This window comes from Paenibacillus sp. BK033, assembly GCF_004345425.1.
Classification (GTDB): Bacteria; Bacillota; Bacilli; order Paenibacillales; family Paenibacillaceae; genus Pristimantibacillus.
In genome coordinates this window covers 106,662-125,793 of sequence record NZ_SLVP01000011.1, presented here as the reverse complement: position 1 = coordinate 125,793, position 19,132 = coordinate 106,662, and the positions used below count along the sequence as shown (strand labels likewise).

The 19,132-nt window shown below is 53.0% G+C and carries 16 protein-coding genes; 12 read left to right on the top strand and 4 right to left on the bottom strand.

Annotated elements, in window-relative coordinates; all coding sequences use genetic code 11:
• Window positions 1-142: 142 nt before the first annotated feature.
• The 6 genes from efeO to EV294_RS26335 all read left to right on the top strand — a co-directional run bounded on the left by efeO (window position 143) and on the right by EV294_RS26335 (window position 6,763).
• Window positions 143-1,006 carry an iron uptake system protein EfeO gene (gene efeO, locus EV294_RS26360; RefSeq protein WP_132312356.1) on the top strand — a complete coding sequence of 288 codons (864 nt, stop codon included), beginning with the start codon at window positions 143-145 and terminating at the stop codon, window positions 1,004-1,006.
• A gap of 4 nt (window positions 1,007-1,010) precedes the next feature.
• The gene (gene efeB, locus EV294_RS26355; RefSeq protein WP_132312354.1) at window positions 1,011-2,303 is read left to right on the top strand and encodes an iron uptake transporter deferrochelatase/peroxidase subunit; all 1,293 of its coding nucleotides are present in this window, start codon (window positions 1,011-1,013) and stop codon (window positions 2,301-2,303) included.
• A gap of 18 nt (window positions 2,304-2,321) precedes the next feature.
• Window positions 2,322-4,148: an FTR1 family iron permease gene (locus EV294_RS26350; protein WP_132312352.1), complete on the top strand. Its 1,827-nt coding sequence runs from the start codon at window positions 2,322-2,324 to the stop codon at window positions 4,146-4,148.
• Between the two features lie 43 nt (window positions 4,149-4,191).
• Window positions 4,192-4,404 carry a hypothetical protein gene (locus EV294_RS26345; protein WP_132312349.1) on the top strand — a complete coding sequence of 71 codons (213 nt, stop codon included), beginning with the start codon at window positions 4,192-4,194 and terminating at the stop codon, window positions 4,402-4,404.
• Window positions 4,405-4,513: 109 nt separating this feature from the next.
• Window positions 4,514-5,989 carry a glycoside hydrolase family 26 protein gene (locus tag EV294_RS26340; RefSeq protein ID WP_132312346.1) on the top strand — a complete coding sequence of 492 codons (1,476 nt, stop codon included), beginning with the start codon at window positions 4,514-4,516 and terminating at the stop codon, window positions 5,987-5,989.
• A 69-nt stretch (window positions 5,990-6,058) separates the two neighbouring features.
• Window positions 6,059-6,763, top strand: a complete 705-nt coding sequence (locus tag EV294_RS26335; RefSeq protein WP_132312343.1) for a hypothetical protein — start codon at window positions 6,059-6,061, stop codon at window positions 6,761-6,763.
• Between the two features lie 40 nt (window positions 6,764-6,803).
• Here EV294_RS26335 and EV294_RS26330 read toward each other — a convergent pair whose 3' ends face one another.
• Window positions 6,804-7,655, bottom strand: a complete 852-nt coding sequence (locus tag EV294_RS26330; protein WP_243711805.1) for a lipase family protein — start codon at window positions 7,653-7,655, stop codon at window positions 6,804-6,806.
• A 430-nt stretch (window positions 7,656-8,085) separates the two neighbouring features.
• Between EV294_RS26330 and thrS the strand changes: the two genes are divergently transcribed.
• The gene (gene thrS, locus EV294_RS26325; RefSeq protein ID WP_132312340.1) at window positions 8,086-9,999 is read left to right on the top strand and encodes a threonine--tRNA ligase; all 1,914 of its coding nucleotides are present in this window, start codon (window positions 8,086-8,088) and stop codon (window positions 9,997-9,999) included.
• Between the two features lie 29 nt (window positions 10,000-10,028).
• Here the strand turns inward: thrS and EV294_RS26320 are convergent, their stop codons facing one another.
• Window positions 10,029-11,198: a magnesium transporter CorA family protein gene (locus tag EV294_RS26320; RefSeq protein ID WP_132312338.1), complete on the bottom strand. Its 1,170-nt coding sequence runs from the start codon at window positions 11,196-11,198 to the stop codon at window positions 10,029-10,031.
• 172 nt (window positions 11,199-11,370) lie between these two features.
• Between EV294_RS26320 and EV294_RS26315 the strand changes: the two genes are divergently transcribed.
• Window positions 11,371-11,940, top strand: coding sequence for a general stress protein (locus EV294_RS26315; protein WP_165930815.1), 570 nt, complete (start codon window positions 11,371-11,373; stop codon window positions 11,938-11,940).
• Between the two features lie 76 nt (window positions 11,941-12,016).
• On the opposite strand, the gene EV294_RS26310 is transcribed toward EV294_RS26315, so the two are convergent.
• Both EV294_RS26310 and EV294_RS26305 read right to left on the bottom strand, forming a co-directional pair.
• A complete protein-coding gene (locus EV294_RS26310) occupies window positions 12,017-13,279 on the bottom strand; it encodes an NAD(P)/FAD-dependent oxidoreductase (protein WP_243711804.1) in 1,263 nt (420 codons plus the stop codon).
• Window positions 13,280-13,303: 24 nt separating this feature from the next.
• A complete protein-coding gene (locus EV294_RS26305; RefSeq protein ID WP_132312333.1) occupies window positions 13,304-14,167 on the bottom strand; it encodes an AraC family transcriptional regulator in 864 nt (287 codons plus the stop codon).
• Between the two features lie 190 nt (window positions 14,168-14,357).
• Here EV294_RS26305 and EV294_RS26300 point away from each other — a divergent pair, with 190 nt between their 5' ends.
• From EV294_RS26300 to EV294_RS26285, 4 genes are all read left to right on the top strand, one after another.
• Complete coding sequence (locus tag EV294_RS26300) at window positions 14,358-15,527, top strand: galactokinase (RefSeq protein WP_132312329.1); 1,170 nt, start codon at window positions 14,358-14,360, stop codon at window positions 15,525-15,527.
• 34 nt (window positions 15,528-15,561) lie between these two features.
• The gene (galE, locus tag EV294_RS26295; RefSeq protein ID WP_132312326.1) at window positions 15,562-16,548 is read left to right on the top strand and encodes a UDP-glucose 4-epimerase GalE; all 987 of its coding nucleotides are present in this window, start codon (window positions 15,562-15,564) and stop codon (window positions 16,546-16,548) included.
• Window positions 16,549-16,584: 36 nt separating this feature from the next.
• On the top strand, window positions 16,585-18,174 hold the full coding sequence (locus EV294_RS26290) for a UDP-glucose--hexose-1-phosphate uridylyltransferase (protein ID WP_132312323.1): 1,590 nt from the start codon (window positions 16,585-16,587) through the stop codon (window positions 18,172-18,174).
• A gap of 370 nt (window positions 18,175-18,544) precedes the next feature.
• Window positions 18,545-19,015 carry a hypothetical protein gene (locus EV294_RS26285; RefSeq protein ID WP_132312321.1) on the top strand — a complete coding sequence of 157 codons (471 nt, stop codon included), beginning with the start codon at window positions 18,545-18,547 and terminating at the stop codon, window positions 19,013-19,015.
• Window positions 19,016-19,132: the final 117 nt, after the last annotated feature.

Sequence of the window (19,132 nt, the reverse complement as noted above, 5' to 3'; positions counted from 1 at the left end):
GCGAAAGCCTGTCTATAGAAGACAGGCGTCTATTAAATGCAATGTGCTAAAAATGCTAATTGACAATGATTATCATTGTGAATATACTCATTGGTAGTTCATAACGGAGTTATATATTAATTGGATGAGGGGTTAAGGATTCATGAAAACCAAGTTAGCTGCTGTAATGCTGGCAAGCGCGGTCGTATTTGCGGGATGCGGCTCGAACAATAACGAAGCGGATAATGCTAAAGAGACTGCCGCGAATACGGCTAATACGGAGCAATCGGCTCCGAAGGTTGAGAACTGGGATGAGATTACCGGCCAATACCGAGAGTATGCTCTCGAACAAACCGATAAGCTGGTTGCCGAAACGGATAAATTCGTTCAAGCGGTGAAAAACGGCGATGTAGATACGGCAAAGTCGCTGTATGCGCCAACCCGGATGTATTACGAGAGAATCGAGCCGATTGCGGAAGCGCTTGGCGATCTGGATCCTAACATCGATGCCCGCGAGAATGATGTAGACGAGAAGGACTGGCGCGGCTTCCACCGCATCGAGCAGTCGCTGTGGGTGAACAACTCGACTGCCGGAGCGGAGGACTACGCTTCCCGGCTGCTTGATGATACGAAGACGCTTCGCGCCTTGATCGAAACGGTAGACGTAGAACCAAGCCTGCTCGTAACGGGAGCGGTAGAGCTGCTGAACGAAGTCTCCTCTTCGAAGGTAACGGGCGAGGAAGAGCGTTACTCGCATACGGATCTGTATGATTTTGCGGCAAACGTGGAAGGCGCGAAAAAAATCTACGAGCTGCTGAAGGCCGAGCTGAACAAACAGGATGCGGAATTGGAAGGACAAATCGGCACAAGCTTTGACAACCTGGAGCAGGCACTCGCAGCTTATAAGAGCGGAGACGGATACGTTTCTTATACCGACCTGAAAGAGGAAGATACCAAGAAGCTGAGCCAACTGCTTGATGCCTTGGCTGAACCGCTGTCGCAAATGGGAACGATCTTAGGAGCATAAAGCCATGACAACAGACAACAGCAAGAATAACCAAGCTGGAGACAGCATATTGGAGAAGCCGATCAGCCGCCGGGATATATTGCGGCTGGCCGGGGTTGGAGGCGCCGGGCTATTGCTTGGCGCTTCAGGCGTTGGTGCGATATTCGGAGCGAAGGGCCATGCCGTCTCGGGCGCTGCCAAGCCAAGCAGCGAGGACCGGATTGAATTTTACGGGAAGCATCAGGCCGGCATAACGACACCTGCGCAGGACTTTTTGATGTTTGCCGCCTTTGATCTGACGACCGAATCGGTCGATGACGTGCGAAAGCTTTTTAAGGCCTGGACGGAAGCCTCCGCATCCATGGCAAGAGGCGAAATGATCGGTGAAGTAAATGATAATTTGAATCTTCCCCCTGCGGACACGGGCGAAGCCGCGGGGCTGAACCCATCGAAAACAACGATTACGTTCGGAGTGGGGCCTTCCTTCTTTGACTCGAGGTTTGGTCTTGCCTCCAAACGGCCGGCTGCGCTTGTGGATTTGCCGGCCTTTGGCGGCGATGAGCTGCGCGAGGAATGGTGCGGGGGCGATATTGGCGTTCAAGTGAATGCGAACGACATGCAGACCGCCTTCCATGCGGTCCGCAATCTGGCCCGCATTGCAAGGGGCAAGGCGGTGCTGCGCTGGACGCAGGAAGGCTTCCAGCGTACCGGCGGCTCCGATCCGAAGGGGGCGACTCCCCGCAACCTGATGGGCTTCAAGGACGGTACCGGGAATCCGGATACGAAGGACGAAGCGTTGATGAACGACGTTGTATGGGCGCAGAGCGGAGACGGCACGCCGTGGATGGCCGGCGGCAGCTACATGGTTGTCCGCCGCATCCGGATCCGGGTCGAAGTCTGGGACCGTTCAACCCTTGGCGATCAGGAAGCGACATTTGGCCGTCATCGCGGCAGCGGTGCGCCGATCGGCTCCAAGAACGAATTTGATCCGGTGGACCTCGCGAAGAAGGATGAGCAAGGAAAGCCGCTTATCCCGGTAAATTCCCATGTTGCGCTTGCGCGGGGGAACGGCTCGGTCAAGATTTTGCGCCGCTCCTATTCCTATTCCAGCGGGATGGATAACCGGACAGGTCAGTTTGACGCCGGACTCTTATTTATTTGTTATAACCGCGATACGAGAAAGCAGTTTATTCCGATGCAGCAGAAGCTTGGACAGATGGATGCCTTGAATGAATATATCGTTCACAACGGCAGCGCCGTATTTGCCTGCTTCCCTGGCGTACGCGAAGGCGGCTATATCGGCGATACGTTATTGTAGAAGGGAGAATGACTTGATATGGCTCGACAACATCAACCTAAAGCTTTAATCTCCCGGGTAATGCTGCTCTTTATCGCGATTTGGATCGGGACGGTTGCCGCGGCTTCCGCGATTAACTTCGACAACACGGCTTTGGCGGCGGCGGGATCATCGCCGTCCGAACAGCTCGACAAGCTGCTGCCGCTCGTTGGCGGCGCTCTTGCCGCGGCCGGAGAAGGAGATTGGCAGGATGCCAAGGATCATATCCGGCAGGCGGGTGAGAGCTGGGAGCAGCTGAAGACTGCGGCGAAGGCAGATTCCGCCGATGTATCCTCAGCCATTGCTCACGCCGCGGAAGCACTGGATCAGGCGGCGGATAAGCCGGATGAGGCGAAGGCGTCTCTATCGGCGTTGGCGAGAGCGATTAATACGTTTGTGAAAAGCGAGAAAGCAGCCGAGGTGCCGGCGCTTTCCGGGAAAGACGCTGCCGCAAGCCTTCTGCCGCTGGCGGAGAAGCTGCTAAGCAGCATTGAAGGCGGACAATGGGAGCAGGCGAATGCCGCTTACAAGCAGATCAATGACGGCTGGCCGCCGATTGAGCAATCGATTCGGAGCGAGAACTTTACCGTGTACGGCAAGCTGGAGACGAGCATGAGCATGATTCGGATTGCCCTGCAGGCCGAACCGCCTCGTGCCGAAGATGCCAAGACTTATACGGCAAACCTGATCACTCTTATCAACGACTATAAAAACGGGAAGATCTCAGCGGCAAGCGTGGAGTCCGAAGGGCTTACCATTGCGGATTTAATCGCGATATTGAATCAAGCTTCGAAAGATATTGCAGCAAACCATTACGCCGAAGCGGACGGTCAGATGCAATCGTTCATCAGCAGCTGGCCAGCCGTTGAGGGCCAGGTGCAAATCCGGTCCGCCGCGGCTTATCAGAACATTGAGATCAAGATGACCGACGTGTCCAAATACCTGCTGGCTGCAACTCCGTCGCCGGATAAGGCGGAAGCGGTTATCGACGACATCCGCGGCCAGCTCGAGCCGATGACGGCGGAGGCGAAATATACGGCATGGGATGCCGGAATGATCCTGCTGAGGGAAGGACTAGAAGCGATTCTCGTTCTGGCGGCATTGCTTGCTTATTTGAAACGCACGGACAATCAGTCCAAAAATGTATGGGTATGGTCGGGCGTATGGACGGGACTGCTGTTAAGCATCGCGCTTGCCGTCCTCCTGACAACGGTCATTGCGGAAGCAACCGCGGGCAGCGCGCGGGAAGCCATGGAAGGGATTACGGGGCTTGTATCCGTGCTTCTGATGCTTTCCGTAGGCAATTGGCTGCATAAGAAATCGAATCTGCAGGCCTGGAACAAATTCATCGACGACCGGATGGGCAATGCGCTTGCGAAGGGAAGCTTGTGGTCCCTATTTATCGTCTCGGGGCTCGCGATTTTGCGGGAAGGCGCGGAGACGACAATCTTTTATATCGGAATGGCAGGCTCCATCGACCCCGTTCAGATGATCCTCGGAATCGGAGTTACGTTCCTCCTGCTCTTGATCATCGGCTTTGCGATTATCCGATTTAGCGCGAAGCTGCCGATTCGGCCCTTTTTCCTAACGGCATCGGCTCTAATCTATTACCTGGTAGTCCGTTTCCTCGGGGAAAGCATTCATTCCCTTCTGGTAGCCTCGTGGCTTCCGGCGCATTCCTCGGATTCGCTTGCCGCGATTGGTTTCCTGGGCGTATACCCGACATGGGAGACAACGATTCCGCAGCTGTTCGTCCTTGCGGTTATATTAACAAGAATCGGAATTGTACAACTTCGCAAAGTCCCGGCCAGGGGGCTTGCCGATTGACGTTTCACTTGATATGCTGAGTACATTAAAGTGAGGTGATCATATGTCCGCCAATGAACAGAACGAGGTTCAAGCCGAGGCGCCAGCGCAAGCTAAGCCGCTTACACAGGCTGAACGAGCGAAGCAGCTTCTTGCTCAGAAGAAGCAAGGGCAAAACGGAGCAGCAGGTCAGAAGCATCAAACGACTGCTACGCAGGCTATGAAGAGCCAGAATACGAAAAAAGTAAACAACCAGCGCAAAAAAATGGGTGTTTAATACAATCATGCAGGGGCTGTCTTTAACTAGTCAATTCGGGACTAGGTAGAGGCAGCCCTTTTCAATAGCATCGTCCGAACCCCGCCAAATACGTATAAATGCCGCCTCTTTGCCTCATCCTTGGAATAGAGAAGAGGAGGAGGTTCCCCTGCTGAGCTACTGGTTAACGCATTGCCGCAAGCTGCCCGGCCTTATGCTCGTTTGCGCTCTCATCGTCATGCTGGAAGGGGCAGAAAGCGCTGCAAGAAAACAGAATCCGCCCGTTAATTCAACTGCGGCCGCCGTTCAAGGGGAAGAGGCGCATTATTCGGAGTGGACGATCCATGTCTCATCCTCGCATCCGAATTACAAGCTAGGCAAAGCCGAGCCGGAGTCCGGCGCCTATTTAGGTGCCTATGTGCTTCAGAACTCAACCGTCCATTACAGCATGGCGGAGTTCAATACATTAGCAGGGAAGCAGCATGCCAGCTTTTTCAAATATGTCGGTTACGGAGAGGCGTTTCCGGCCGAGTGGGTAGCGGAAGTGAAGGAAGCGGGCGCTTTCCCTCATATTGCCTGGGAGCCTAACGACGGGCTGGCCAAGGTGAAGGATGATGCTTACCTGAGGAGATTTGCCGAGGCGGCCCGCAAGGCCGATGTGCCGATTTTTCTGCGTTTCGCATCCGAAATGAACGGAACCTGGACGAATTACAGCGGAGACCCGGAGCTCTATATAAAGACCTGGAGAATGGTTCATGACGTGTTCGAGAAAATCGCCCCAAAAACGGCCATGGTCTGGACCGTCCTGAATGTGCCGGAGCGTCCGATCGACAGCTATTATCCGGGTGATTCTTACGTGGATTGGGTAGGGATCAACGTTTATAACGTAAGATATCATAACGGGGATATCAAGCAGCCGTCGGATTTCGAGGATCCGCTTCAGATGATTGATTACGTGTACAACCGGTTCAGCAGGACCAAGCCGATTCAGCTGTCGGAATACGGCGCTACCCATTATACGGTGACCGACGGGGTGAAGGATAACGGGTTTGCCATTGCGAAAATCAATCGGCTGTATGCCAGCCTTCCCGTGCTATATCCGAGGGTAAAGGCTGTATATTATTTCGATGTGAACAATCTTGCGGAATATAATGAGGTGCGACGCATTAATGATTATTCGATTACGGGTGAACCCCGAATCCTCGAAGCTTATAGACAGGCAACAGCCAGCCCATATTATTTGAGCCGTTTGGCGGACCATGAAGGAAGCGAAACTCCCTCAATCGTGAATCAGCCGTTCACTTACCGCGGTCACGTATTCGAACTTGACGGGGAGCTTTACGTGGACGAAGATTTCTTCAGACGGATCCTGCAGGCGGAAGTGGAGAAGATAAACGACGGAACGGTCCAGCTGATCCGGTGGGACGACGGAATACCAAGAGTGGCGCGGGTTCCGGTCGTTTCGCATAAAATATGGAGCGGATACAAATTGAACGGGATCACCCCTTTATGGAGGGACATACAGGCCCTGCCCCTTATTCTGGCAGCCAAGGAGCTTGGCTACCGGATCAGCTGGAATGGAATTCACATCTACATGGAGGAATGAAACCGCTTATCCCCCCGCATAATGAAAGTACACAATTCCATTAACACAGCATGAACGGAGGGATGAATCATGACAGCGATCAGCGGCTCCCCTATACGGATTTACCTGCTGGCTGGCGTTGCTACTACAAAAGGCTACTTTGACGAATGCCGAAATCAGCTTGACCGGATATTCCGGGCGGATGGCCGCGAGCCAATCATTCATATTTTGCACCCGTATGGAGATGTCAGCCGTAATCTGTACAGGCAAATTGTTGAAGTCGGCACGGATCTGACCAACCGCTTGTCCATTGGCCGGATTGGCGGGCGCGCGGCATTCCAGCAAGTAAAGGAAACGATGAAGAGCTCGGAGGAGCCGATTCTTTTTATCGGACACAGCGGAGGAGGGGCAGCAGCCTACCAGGCGGGGAAAATGCTGCATCAGCAGCGTCTGAACCGAAATTTCCGGATTGTTCAGGTGGGCTCGCCTCGTATTCCGATTCATCCGGAGCTGAGGGATAAAGTATGTTTTCTCCATTCCGTTGACAAGGAAGGGAAGCTAAGCGACCCGATCAGCCGGATTGGAACCTGGGGAGGTTGGTCAGCGGAAGGGGCATCCGTTCCCCGCTGGAATCGCTTCAAATATTCTCCGTCTATTGTGGAAGGGATTCCGTTAATCGGCGGACATGCTCATTATTTCTGTCATCAGACGCCATATGTGGATCAGAACTCGGTATGCAATCTGGATAAGACCATTAACCGGGTACGGGACTGGCTCCTTCAATCCTGGTTTTGAAAAAGCAAAAAACTCCGCCATGGCGCGGAGTTTTTTTTGCTTAAGTCAGCGGGCACCAGCCGGGCGGCTCCGAGCATACCGCCTCGGCGAATTGCGGCTCCTCGCCGCACAAATCGGCAAAATAGCTGCTCAGGATATGATTGCCGGATACCGAGCCCATCCGGAAGGAACGTTTTACCTCGCCTTTGACATGCATATAGAAATACGTTTTCTTCGTATCCGGAGATTGGTACACGAGCGGCGGCAGATGGGGAACGATATCGTATTCGTTCTGGAGGCGCCAATGCGTCTCTACCGTGTTGTTGTACAGCTTGACGAAGCGCGTATCCCCGACCCTCGGGGCGCCAAAGGTATAAACGATAGGCGCGGTAAACGGCGTGTTGACGGCGATATCGAGCGCAGCCAGGGTTGCTAGCGCTCCACCGAGACTATGGCCGGTAATGAATAAAGGTTTTTCGACCGGCAGCTGCCCGATTAAATCAAGCACCTGCGAGCGGGTTGATGTATAAATGTCGGTAAAGCCTTTGTGGGTTTGGCCGGCATTTTTAACGGGACGGTAGGTCGTCTGCTGGGCAATAAAGTCCGATACCCAGTCCACGGCTGAACCGGAGCCCCGGAAGGCTAGCACGGAAGAACGGTCCGATTGCAAAACAAAGCCAAAGCGCTCCTCTGTATCGTCATAAGCTTTGGCAGAGAAAGCTCCCACGAATTCGTACCCTCGGGGGACAAGGAAAAGGCCGTCCTTATTCTCGAATTGGGAGTAAGTCTGTCCAGCGATACCGGCAAGAAACAGGGCGATTCGGAGATCGAATTGCTGCGGCTGACCTTGTCTCATAGGCCTTGGCAACGCCGTTGTCGCATTGGTATTGGACCTTCTCGTTGTTTTTGCCATATACGGATCCCTCCGCTCTTATCTTGGGCTGGTTATGTATACTATGTCTGGGCGCTTGTATGGGGAACTGATTCCTCTTGACTTTTTGAAATAAAGCATTGTAACATAATAACAATTTCATACGAAGGCTATGACCAAAGACATGATCTCCTTCCCTATATCCGCCCAGAGAAAGAAGCCCCGGCTGAAAGCTTCTTCGGTGAAAGATCGGGATTACCGCTTTGCAGCTGTGACCTGGAACCCGCACGCGAATTGCGGCAGTACACGTAACCGTCCGATCCCCGTTAACGGATTCCAATGAGCATCGCCGCGCCGGCAAAGCACGGGATGGAATTAGGGTGGAACCACGAGCAGAACGCACTCGTCCCTTGCAGGGAGAGCTGCGTTTTTTTGCGTTCGCAAAAACTTGCGAAGAAATGGAGGAGCAAAGATGGAGATTCAAGCTGTTTGGCCAGACGGAAGCATAAGGAGGGTATTGCAAGGCACGACCATTGCGCAGGTAGCGGAATCAATGGATGCCGATTGGAAGAAAACAATAATAGCGGGGGCAATCAACGGCACGTTGGCCGATCTTAATGAGCCGTTTGGCGACGGCAGCCGAATCGACCTGTTTGCTCTTGACAGTCCGGAAGGGCTTTATATTTACCGGCATAGTACCGCACATGTGCTTGCGCAGGCAATTAAACGGTTGTACGGAGGCAAAGCGGTAAAGCTGGGCATCGGACCGGTGATTGAAGATGGCTTTTATTACGATGTAGACCTTGCTCATACGCTTTCGACAAAGGATCTGGAAGCCATTGAGAAGGAAATGCGGAGCATCGTTAAGGAGAACTTGCCGATCAGGCGGAGGGTTGTATCGCGGGAGGAAGCGCTGGCTCTTTTCGAGGAGAGAGAGGAGCCCCTCAAGCTGGAGCTGATCCGGGATTTGCCCGAAGGAGAAGTGATCCGCATTTACGAGCAAGGAGAATTCGCGGATCTGTGCCGGGGACCGCACTTGCCTTCCACCGGCCGGATCAAAGCCTTCAAGCTGCTTCACGTGGCAGGTGCTTATTGGCGGGGCAATTCCGACAATAAGATGCTGCAGCGCATCTATGGTACAGCGTTCCTCAGCAAGACTGAGCTAGCCGACCATTTGTACCAGTTGGAAGAGGCAAAGAAGCGGGATCACCGCAAGCTGGGCAAAGAGCTGGAGCTGTTTATGTTCTCGGAGGAAGCTCCGGGGATGCCGTTTTACTTGCCCAAAGGAATGGCGATGAGGACTGCGCTGGAAAGCTTCTCCCGGGAGCTTCTTCATCTTCACGATTATGAAGAGGTTCGCACGCCGTTTATGATGAACAAGCGCATGTGGGAGCAGTCGGGACATTGGGAGCATTACAAGGACAATATGTATTTCAGCAAGGTTGACGAGGCCGAATTTGCCTTAAAGCCGATGAACTGCCCGGGGCATATGCTGATCTTCAAGAACAGCCTGCGCTCTTACCGGGAGCTCCCGGTACGTCTGGCAGAGTTCGGCCAGGTGCACCGTCACGAGCTGTCGGGGGCACTAGGCGGCATGATGAGGGTACGTACCTTCTGCCAGGATGACGCCCATCTCTTTGTCCGTCCGGATCAGATTGAAGAGGAAATCGGCAAGGTAATGAGTTTAATCGGCGAGGTGTACAAGGTATTCGGCTTTGCCTATACCGTAGAGCTGTCGACCCGGCCCGCCGATTATATGGGTTCGGATGAGCTGTGGGATGAAGCCGAGCAGTCTCTTAAGAATGTGCTGGACGCACACGGGGTGAATTACCGCGTTAATGAAGGAGACGGCGCCTTTTACGGGCCGAAAATCGACTTCCATATCGTTGATGCCCTGAAGAGAAGCTGGCAATGCGGAACCATCCAGCTCGATTTTCAGATGCCGGAGAAGTTTGATCTGTCCTATATCGGCGAGGACAACAAGAAACAGCGGCCGGTTGTCATCCACCGCGCGGTTTACGGTTCTCTTGACCGGTTCATTGGTATTCTGACCGAGCATTACAGCGGAGCTTTTCCGATCTGGCTGGCCCCGGTGCAAGCGAAGATCATTCCGGTATCGGAGCATGAGCTGGATTACGCGCTTCAGGTCAAAGCCCGGCTTATTCAGGCGGGAATACGGGTAGAAATCGATGCGCGCAGCGAAAAGCTCGGCAATAAAATCCGGAAAGCCCAGCTCGAAAAGGTTCCTTATATGCTTGTGGCAGGAAAGAACGAGCGTCTAAGCGGCAGCGTGTCGGTCCGCAAACGCGGCGAGGCGGAAGGAGCCGTGCAGCAGCTGGAAGAGTTCGCGGAAACGATTGCCGAGGAGCTCCATAGAAGGAGATAGGAAATGGAAAAAGGCGCTTCCTGACGATGTTAAATCGTCTTGGAGCGCCTTTTTCGTGACAGCTTGGACAGATCCGGCTCCGTCCTCATGCCCTGGTCCTCTCTATCGGTTAACTGTTCTTCGAGATTCACGGCCTGCTTTTGATTTTTCTTATTCTTGCCCGATTCCCGTCCCGTGAGCAGATCGCCGGTCCAGCCTTTTTGCCATAACCAGACATAAATCAGGATGGTAATAAACAGGATAACGACGCACATTCCCGCAAAGCCCAGCTGATGATTGTCCCAAGGAAGCGGTTTGAAGTTTGTTCCCCACAGGGCGCCGATAACCGTTGCGGGCGTAAAGATGACGGTGAAAATCGTCAGCGTCTTCATAATATCGTTGCCGCGGAAGCTGGAGAGCGCATCATCCATCGAAATCAGCGTATCGATCTCGAGCGCGTAATGCTTCAGCAGAGAATCAATCCGGTCCAGCTTGTAGGTCGTTCTCTTGAATACCTCCGTCTCGGTCAGCGTGTCCATAAAAGCTTCCTGAGCCGCACCGTACAGCTCCCGGATGGGGATAAAAAGATGGCTCCAGTGCAATAAGTCATAGCGGCGTTCGAAGATAACGTCGAGCAGCCCTGTTCGGTTCGAGATCCGCATAGCCTGCTCTAGCTCGCCCAGCCTTTTTTCAAAGCCGTCGAGTCCCGTATGAAACGGGCCAAGCAGCTGCCCCAGCATAATAAAGAAGGCTTCGGGAGCGGATGCGCATTCCTTGAGCCGGGAAGTAACGGAATCATCCTGCAGGCGAATCATGAGGCGCAGGTCCGTGTGAAGGGTAACAAGCTTATCGACCGTAAGCCAGAAGTGAAAAGGCTGCACATCGGTCATTTCCTCGGAGGCCTGCAGCATCAAGGTGCCCGACACGATTGTTCCCTGATTCGCATAATGCTTCACGGTAACCTTATTGACCTGTCTGCCCCAGCATTCGTCCAGCCAGCTTGAGCATTCGGGAAGGAGGCGCTTGCATTTCAACTGCTCTTCGATATCATCGTCTGTTACAGGAGGTGTGGTAAATGTCATCGATGCCTTAGACGGTTCAGGTTTTTTTCGATTGTCCTTGCGCTTGGGCAGCTCCTCCGTTGTCTCCATCGGAGGCCGTTCCAGCTGAAGCACATGCCATTCCCAGTCCGCGGGATAGCGAAGCATCCTGTGAATCATTGTTTACCTCCCGTTTGTGCCTGTCTAAATTCCGGATTCCATGTCGCTTACTCTTCATCATAACCTGAACGGTCTTCTTGCACAACCTTCCTATAACCGAGATAACCGAGATTGATTGCGGATGAAACAGGGTATAACTACCTTGAAGGAAGAAGAGGAGGATGATGAGACAATGGCTAAAATAATTGGATCATTTGCTACACAGCAGCAGGTAATCGATACCATTCATTCCCTTGAGCAAGCCGGATTTGTCCAAGGGGAAATGAAGATCCTCGCGAAGGACAGCGAGCATTCCCGTCGCATCGAAGCCGAAAGCGACATCCATGTCGACGAGCTGACGGAGCTGGCGCAGACAGCAAACGAAGCGGAGAGGGACGAAAGCCGAGGAAGGGCTTGGACGGGAGCCGCTTTTATCCCGGCCATCGGTTTGACGGGAGGCGGCTCATGGAACCCGGGATTTGCGGCCGCGGGGCTGACAGCCATGGGAAATACGTTAACCGGCGATTATATTTTCGGCGATGAAGATCATATTGAAGGGGCTATGATGGCCCTTGGACTGGAGGAGCAGGAAGCGGCATCCTGCCGTGACTCCATCCGGGAAGGCGCAACCTTAGTGATTATTGAGTCCGAAGAGAGCAAATCCTTGCTGGACAAGGATGGCGGTCCGGACCTGTCGCGACTTGGCATTGCGGAGGGCATCTTCAGGCAGCATGGAGCGAAGCGGATTTTCCACGGCTCCTGAGTTCGCCGGAAATAGAAGAAGGGATTCGGCTATAGGCTGAATCCCTTTTTGTATGCGGCTGCATCGGGAGCCAATCTTACGCTTGAAGGGTTGGCCGCTTCAGCCCAACGATATCGACGAGCGGATGATGCCCTTCTTTGATGAGACCAAGGAGTATATTGGACGCCATCATGCTGTACACCGTGCCGTTGCCGCCGTATCCCAGGCAATAATAAACGCCGGGCATACCCGGATCCTCCCCGATAAAAGGCAGATTGTCGACGGATTCTCCAAAGGTCGCGCTCCATTCGTACTCGAACGGGGCGTCAAGCATCGGAAAATGCGCGGTCAGCTTGTCATAGAGTCTGTCTATTCGTTTGCTGCGTTCTTTCTCGCCGTCAATGGGATGCTCGGTTGGTTCATCGAGCCCTCCTATGATCACGCGTCCGTCCATAGTCGTTCTCATATATAAGTAAGGTCGGTCCGTTTCCCAGATCAGCATCTGTTTATGCCAATGAAGCAGCTTGTTCTTGTCTTGTACGGCGGTTACAGCGGCAAAGGAACGGTTCATGACCGGCTTGATTAACTGTCCCCGAAGCTCTTCGGGTTCATAACCGACGGCGTATATGACCTTATCCGCTAATACGGCATGCCCGCTGGCGGTTGCAAGTTGATGCTTGCCGTCTGCGGTACTCTCATGAGATACCACATCCGTGTGCTCGAATATGCACGCGCCGTTTGCCGTTGCGGCTTCAGCCATTCCGTGAACGAACCGGAACGGGTTAATTTGGGCATCGCCGTTCGTTATAATAGCCCCCGAGCGGCGGAAAGGGAAATGCTTGGAGATGGCGTCCGCTTCCCAAAAGCCGACGTCAAAGCCGTTCTGCTTCAAGGTTTCGTATTCCTTCCGAAGCTTCGGAAGATCCTGCTCCGAGCTGGCGTAATAAAGGCTGCTTCGCGGCACAAAGTGGGAATTGGCTGCCAGCTTGCCTGATACCTTGCCAATTTGCGCAACGGCGTCCTTGCAGGCAGCATAGAAGCTTACGGCAGCCCGTCTTCCGATCTGCCCGATCAATTCGCTTAGCATAATATCATTGGAAAACTGCAATAATCCCGTATTGGCGGAGGTGCTTCCGCCCGCAATCGTTTCTCTCTCCAAAATTGCGACGTTGATACCGATATGTTGCAACGCATAGGCACACATGGATCCCGACATTCCGCCCCCGATAATGGCCACCTGCACTTGTATGTCTTCCGATAGAGCGGAGTATTCCTTATATTGCTCCTCGGTAGTCGGCCAGAACAGCCGGCCGCTGTGCAGCTCCTTCATAAAGATCACCTCGCCCGTTAATATGCCCAATTATGGGTTAATCTTGAATACCCGCTACGTCTTCAATTGACGCATGGATTCGCGGTAGGCGGAAGGGGATAAGCCATAAAAGCGGCGGAACTGCTTGGAGAAGTACAAGGAGTCCTGGAGCCCGACAGAGGCCGCAATCTGTTCGATCGTAAGACCTTCGCGTTCCCGGATCATTTGGCGGGCTTTGTCGATCCGAAGCTTGAGGAGGAACGTAATCGGCGATTCGCCTGTATAACGTTTGAATACCCGGGAAAGGTAAGCCCGATTGTAGCCGAAGGATTCGGCCATTTGCTCGATAGACACGGGCTGGGCGTATTGGGTTGATAAATAATGAATCATCTGCTGAATCAGTTTATCGGTGTCGTCCATGGCGGTCATAGCGGCATTATCTTCCGAAAGCTGACGAACCGCGCAAAATTCGGCCAGCAGCAGCTGTAAATAACCGGCCGCCTTCAGATGGGCAGCGGGGTCGTTCTTGCGGAAAACGCCGAATATATGGTTGTAGAGAACGCCAACGCGCCTGATGCGCGACGTCTCGACAACGGGATTGGCCACCGAGAAGCCCGCTGCCAGCGCAAGCTCGGCTGCCTGCGGGCCGTTAAACGCTACCCAGCGGTACAACCAAGGCTCGTCCGCGTCGGATACGTAGCTGACAAGCGCCTCCGGCTCGATCAGGAAGGTATCCCCTGCCTGCAGAGTATAGCTTTTTCCCCCGCAGGTGAATTCCCCTTTCCCTTCAAGCACCGTATGCATGAGATAAAAATCATATACTTTAGGTCCCCGCTGATGAGACGGTTTGGTTTGGCTCTCGCCTGCAAACAATACATTCATGTGTTCGTTGTACGTAATGACGGGATTGGAAGCTACCTTATAAGTATCTTGCCTCATAGTTGACGGCACCTGCCTTCTGGTATGGAATTTACAATAATCCCATATTATCACGCCAAGCACCTTGCTAAAAGTCACATAAATCCATGTGAAAAGCACTTTGCGCCATTTTGCTCGGACAATGGCTTGCGTTATACTGAAAAAGAACAAAGGCTTCAAAAATTATACAAAAAAGGACTGTTGCAAGCATATGGCATCTATCCAACAGCTTACACAACAATTTATACAGCAATTCGGCGGAGAAGCCGAGGGAATCAAAGCTTTTCACGCACCCGGACGCGTCAATCTGATCGGCGAGCATACCGACTATAACGGCGGTTACGTATTTCCGGCAGCACTTACGTTCGGCACAACTTTGCTTATCCGCAAGCGCGATGACCGCCAGCTTGGCCTCGCGACAACCAATTTTCCTTCCTCCAAATCGCTTGATATCGACAGCATCGCGTACGACGAAGCGGATGACTGGATGAACTACCCGAAAGGCATCGTTTACGAACTGGAGCAAAAGGGTATCCAATTTAGCAGCGGTTACGATCTGCTCTTCCACGGTGAAATTCCGAACGGCGCGGGCTTGTCCTCTTCCGCATCGATTGAAGTCGTAACGGCTTACGCTTTGCTTACGATGGAAGGCCAGCCTACGGACACGGTTCAAATTGCGCTACTGTCCCAGAAATCGGAGAACGAATTCAACGGCGTGCAATGCGGCATCATGGACCAGTTCGCGGTGGCTAACGGCAAGAAGGACCATGCGATTCTGCTGATGTGCGATACGCTTGAATACGAGCTTGTTCCGTTCCAATCCGGCGCTTACAAGCTTGTCATCGGCAACACGAACAAACGCCGCGGCCTGGTAGACTCCGCGTACAACGAACGCCGCTCACAATGCGAGCAGGCCGTTGTTGACCTGCAGGCGGCATTCCCCGAGCTGAAGCTTTTGGGCCAGATCAACCTGGAGCAGTTCAACGCAAACAAACATCTGATCAAGGATGAAGTTGTCCGCAACCGCGCGCAGCACGTAGTCGAAGAGATCGACCGCGTTCTTCGTTCGATGGATGCCCTGAAAGCAAATGATCTCGAAGCGTTTGGCCAATACATGAACGGCTCGCACGACTCGCTCCGCGATTTGTATGAAGTAACGGGTCCTGAGCTCGACGCGATGGTTGCTGCCGCACGCCAGGTTCCTGGTGTGCTTGGCTCTCGTATGACGGGCGCAGGCTTTGGCGGCTGTACCGTATCGCTTGTTCACGAAGACAGCATCGAACGCTTCAAGGAAGAAGTAGGACGCAAATATACGGAAGCAACGGGACTTGCTCCCGACTTCTACGTTTGCAGCATCGGCAATGGTGTAGAACAGCTTTAATCATATAAAACATATAGAAAGTGGGATGAGGAGTATGGCAGTATTGGTAACCGGAGGAGCGGGCTATATCGGTTCGCACGCCGTGGCTGCTCTTGCAGAACGCGGAGAAGAAATCGTAGTAGTCGATAATCTGCAGCAAGGTCACCGCGAGGCGGTTGTTGGAGGCAAGCTGTACGTAGGCGACCTTCGCGATGCAGCATTTATGGATACGGTATTTAAAGAAAACAAGATTGACGCAGTTATTCACTTCGCAGCAAACTCGCTGGTTGGCGAGAGCATGACAAACCCTGCGAAATATTATCATAACAATGTGTACGGCACGCTCTGCCTGCTGGAAAAAATGATCGAACATGACGTAAAGAAGATCGTCTTCTCTTCGACGGCGGCCACTTACGGCGAGCCCGAGAACGTGCCTATCGACGAATTCGACCGTACGCTTCCAACGAACACTTACGGCGAAACGAAGCTGGCGATGGAGAAAATGATGAAGTGGTTCGATGTCGCTCATGGCCTCAAATACGTATCGCTTCGTTACTTTAACGCAGCAGGCGCTCACGCAAGCGGCAAAATCGGCGAAGATCACAGCCCTGAAACCCATTTGATTCCGATCGTGCTCCAGGCAGCGCTTGGCCAACGCCCGCATATCTCGGTATTCGGCGATGATTACGCAACGCCGGACGGCACGTGCATCCGCGACTACATCCATGTCAGCGATCTGGCTGATGCCCATGTCCTTGCCGTAGATAAGCTTCGTAAAGGCTCGGACAGCGCGATTTACAACCTCGGCAACGGCCAAGGCTTCTCCGTCAAAGAAGTGATCGAGATTGCCCGCAAGGTAACGGAACGCGAGATCAAAGCGGTTATCGAGCCTCGCCGCGCAGGCGACCCGGCTACGCTGGTTGCATCATCGGCACGCGCCCGCAAGGAGCTGGGCTGGAACCCATCCCGAGCAAATCTTGAGGACATTATTCGCAGCGCCTGGAACTGGCACGTCAATCACCCTAACGGCTACAGCAACTAAGCAGCCGCCTAGGAACGGAAAGGAGCTTTTTACATCATGACAGTCAAAGAAAATACGACCGTTACCGCAGCGGAAGCGCTTGTCCTGATCGACAGGCTTGTCCAATTTGCCCTTCGCCAAGGGATGATTGAGCCGCTTGACGTTAATTATTCGCGTAATGCGCTGCTGGATTTGTTCAAGTTCACGGAGCCGCATGAAGGCGAGATTCCGGAGGAAGAGCTGGACAGCCCGGTATCGCTGCTGGAGCCCTTGCTCGATTACGGTTATTCCATCGGCCTGATCGAAGACAACATTCTGACATACCGCGATTTGCTGGATGCCCGCATCATGGGGCTGCTTATGCCGCGTCCATCCGAAGCTGCGGCTGCGTTCCGCAAGACAACGGCCGAAGCCGGCATCAAGGCGGCAACGGACGCTTTTTACAAGCTGAGCATCGATTCCAACTACATCCGGATGGATCGCATCCGGAAAAATAAATATTGGCTGCACGAAACCGAGTACGGCGAGCTGGAAATTACGATCAACTTGTCGAAGCCCGAGAAGGATCCTAAGGAAATTGCGCTGCTCAAAACCCTGCCGCAGGCTCATTACCCGAAATGCCTGCTCTGCGAGCAGAACGTAGGCTACGCCGGCCGCGCGGATCATCCGGCGCGCCAAAACCTGCGCGTATTGCCCCTGACGCTGGATAACCAGCAGTGGTACTTCCAATACTCGCCGTACGTGTACTATAACGAGCATAGCATCGTATTCAAAGGTGCCCATGAGCCTATGGTGATCTCGCACGGCACCTTCAAGCGCCTGCTGGACTTCGTGGAGCAGTTCCCGCATTATTTCATCGGCTCCAATGCCGATCTGCCGATCGTTGGCGGCTCGATCCTAAGCCATGACCACTTCCAGGCAGGACGCCACACCTTCCCGATGGAGAAGGCTAAGCCGGTGGCTTCGTTTACGGATCCTTCCTTGCCGGGCGTTCGTTTCAGCATCGTGAACTGGCCGATGTCGGTTGTCCGCGTTAATGGCGCATCGAAGGACGATGTCCTGCAGGCAGCCTGCCGGATGCTCGACACGTGGCGCGGCTACAGCGACGAATCGGTTGACGTGCATGCTTTCACGGCAAACGGCGACGGTTCGCTTACGCCGCATAACACGATTACCCCGATTGCAAGACTGCTTGATGACGGGGCTTACGAGATTGATCTCGTGCTTCGCAACAACCGGACCAGCGAAGAGCATCCGATGGGGATTTTCCACCCGCATCAGCATTTGCATCATATCAAGAAAGAAAATATCGGTCTGATTGAGGTTATGGGACTAGCCGTGCTTCCCGGCCGCTTGAAGGCTGAGCTTGAGCAGATTGCCGGTTACCTGACCGGCAAGACGGAAGCGCTCCATAACGAGCTGCATAGTCCGGATCATCCGCTTCGTCTTCACGCGGAATGGATTGAATCGCTGGTAGCCCGCTATGGCGCTTCCAATACGGACGAACAGGCGCAAGCTATTGTGGAAGGCGAGACAGGCGCCAAGTTCTCCGAGGTATTGAAGGATGCGGGCGTGTTCAAGCAAACCGAAGAAGGCCGTGCCGCATTCCAGCGTTTCCTGTCTGCATTCGGCCTGCAGCAAGCTTAATCGCATAGGTCTAAAGCCGTCGTATTGCCTTTGAGGCATATACGACGGTTTTTTCATATGAGGAATGTGCAATAATTAAAATCTGTAAAGAAATTAATTTGTAAATCGAAAAAAATTATGGTATTTTTTATATGAAAATATAAACTATTCGCATTGTTATATTTTTGAGAAAAACTTTTATCGAAGTTCTTCGAAGATGAGCGGCCGCGTTTCAGCGGCAATTTTTATCACCAATCAGAAAATAAGTTTTCGACGGTCGAAAAGCTTATGCTTTCTGTTGCGGGAATGAAAGATACGTGTTCTTTTTTTGATAAAGGGGAAAGTCAACGCTTATCTGGAGCTTTTATTTCAGGTTAACGGAGGGGTCAAGATGCCGGAAGCAATTATGCCTTTAGATGATTTCTTGCAGCTGAATGCCGAGGAGCAGATCGAGAAGCTGAAGCGCTGGAAGATGGACTATACGCTTAAGGATATTCGGGAAGCTTGGAATTTCAAACATTCGGCGCAATATTATATGCTGCTTAAGAAGCTGCGGATTTACGAGCGTGTGGTGAATAAATCCGATAAGTTTTACCCGATGCAGGACCAGCTGCTGGTTCAACAGGGCGGATCAAAGGAACGCGCCTGGAGAGGCCGCAGCACTTATGGCCAGCAGGATGAACAGCCGGCAGACCATTTCAATTATCAGTTGAATACAACGCTTACAGGCTCGGAGCTGGCGGAAAAGCTGGAACGTCTGGCGTTCTTCCTGAAGGGGGAGCAGAAGCCGGTCCAAATCAGCTTGACCATCGAATCGGCTGAGGCAAGGGCTTCCATGGAAGCCGAAGAAACAAACGAATAAGACAGCGGAAGGGGAGCTCTGATTGGGATAGGAGCTCCCCTTTTTTTCATGCGTCCGCCGTTATTGAACATCTGTCTAAAAAATTCTAGTTAATGGCTGTTAGTGGTAAAGATTGTA

Bases quoted from the DNA above. Each gene is read 5' to 3' on its own strand.
- EV294_RS26290 (WP_132312323.1), top strand. From the start codon at position 16,585: ATGACAGTCAAAGAAAATACGACCGTTACCGCAGCGGAAGCGCTTGTC.
- EV294_RS26315 (WP_165930815.1), top strand. From the start codon at position 11,371: ATGGCTAAAATAATTGGATCATTTGCTACACAGCAGCAGGTAATCGAT.
- EV294_RS26345 (WP_132312349.1), top strand. From the start codon at position 4,192: ATGTCCGCCAATGAACAGAACGAGGTTCAAGCCGAGGCGCCAGCGCAA.
- thrS (WP_132312340.1), top strand. From the start codon at position 8,086: ATGGAGATTCAAGCTGTTTGGCCAGACGGAAGCATAAGGAGGGTATTG.
- efeO (WP_132312356.1), top strand. From the start codon at position 143: ATGAAAACCAAGTTAGCTGCTGTAATGCTGGCAAGCGCGGTCGTATTT.
- EV294_RS26350 (WP_132312352.1), top strand. From the start codon at position 2,322: ATGGCTCGACAACATCAACCTAAAGCTTTAATCTCCCGGGTAATGCTG.
- galE (WP_132312326.1), top strand. From the start codon at position 15,562: ATGGCAGTATTGGTAACCGGAGGAGCGGGCTATATCGGTTCGCACGCC.
- EV294_RS26330 (WP_243711805.1), bottom strand. From the start codon at position 7,655: ATGGCAAAAACAACGAGAAGGTCCAATACCAATGCGACAACGGCGTTG.
- efeB (WP_132312354.1), top strand. From the start codon at position 1,011: ATGACAACAGACAACAGCAAGAATAACCAAGCTGGAGACAGCATATTG.
- EV294_RS26285 (WP_132312321.1), top strand. From the start codon at position 18,545: ATGCCGGAAGCAATTATGCCTTTAGATGATTTCTTGCAGCTGAATGCC.
- EV294_RS26305 (WP_132312333.1), bottom strand. From the start codon at position 14,167: ATGAGGCAAGATACTTATAAGGTAGCTTCCAATCCCGTCATTACGTAC.
- EV294_RS26320 (WP_132312338.1), bottom strand. From the start codon at position 11,198: ATGATTCACAGGATGCTTCGCTATCCCGCGGACTGGGAATGGCATGTG.
- EV294_RS26300 (WP_132312329.1), top strand. From the start codon at position 14,358: ATGGCATCTATCCAACAGCTTACACAACAATTTATACAGCAATTCGGC.
- EV294_RS26335 (WP_132312343.1), top strand. From the start codon at position 6,059: ATGACAGCGATCAGCGGCTCCCCTATACGGATTTACCTGCTGGCTGGC.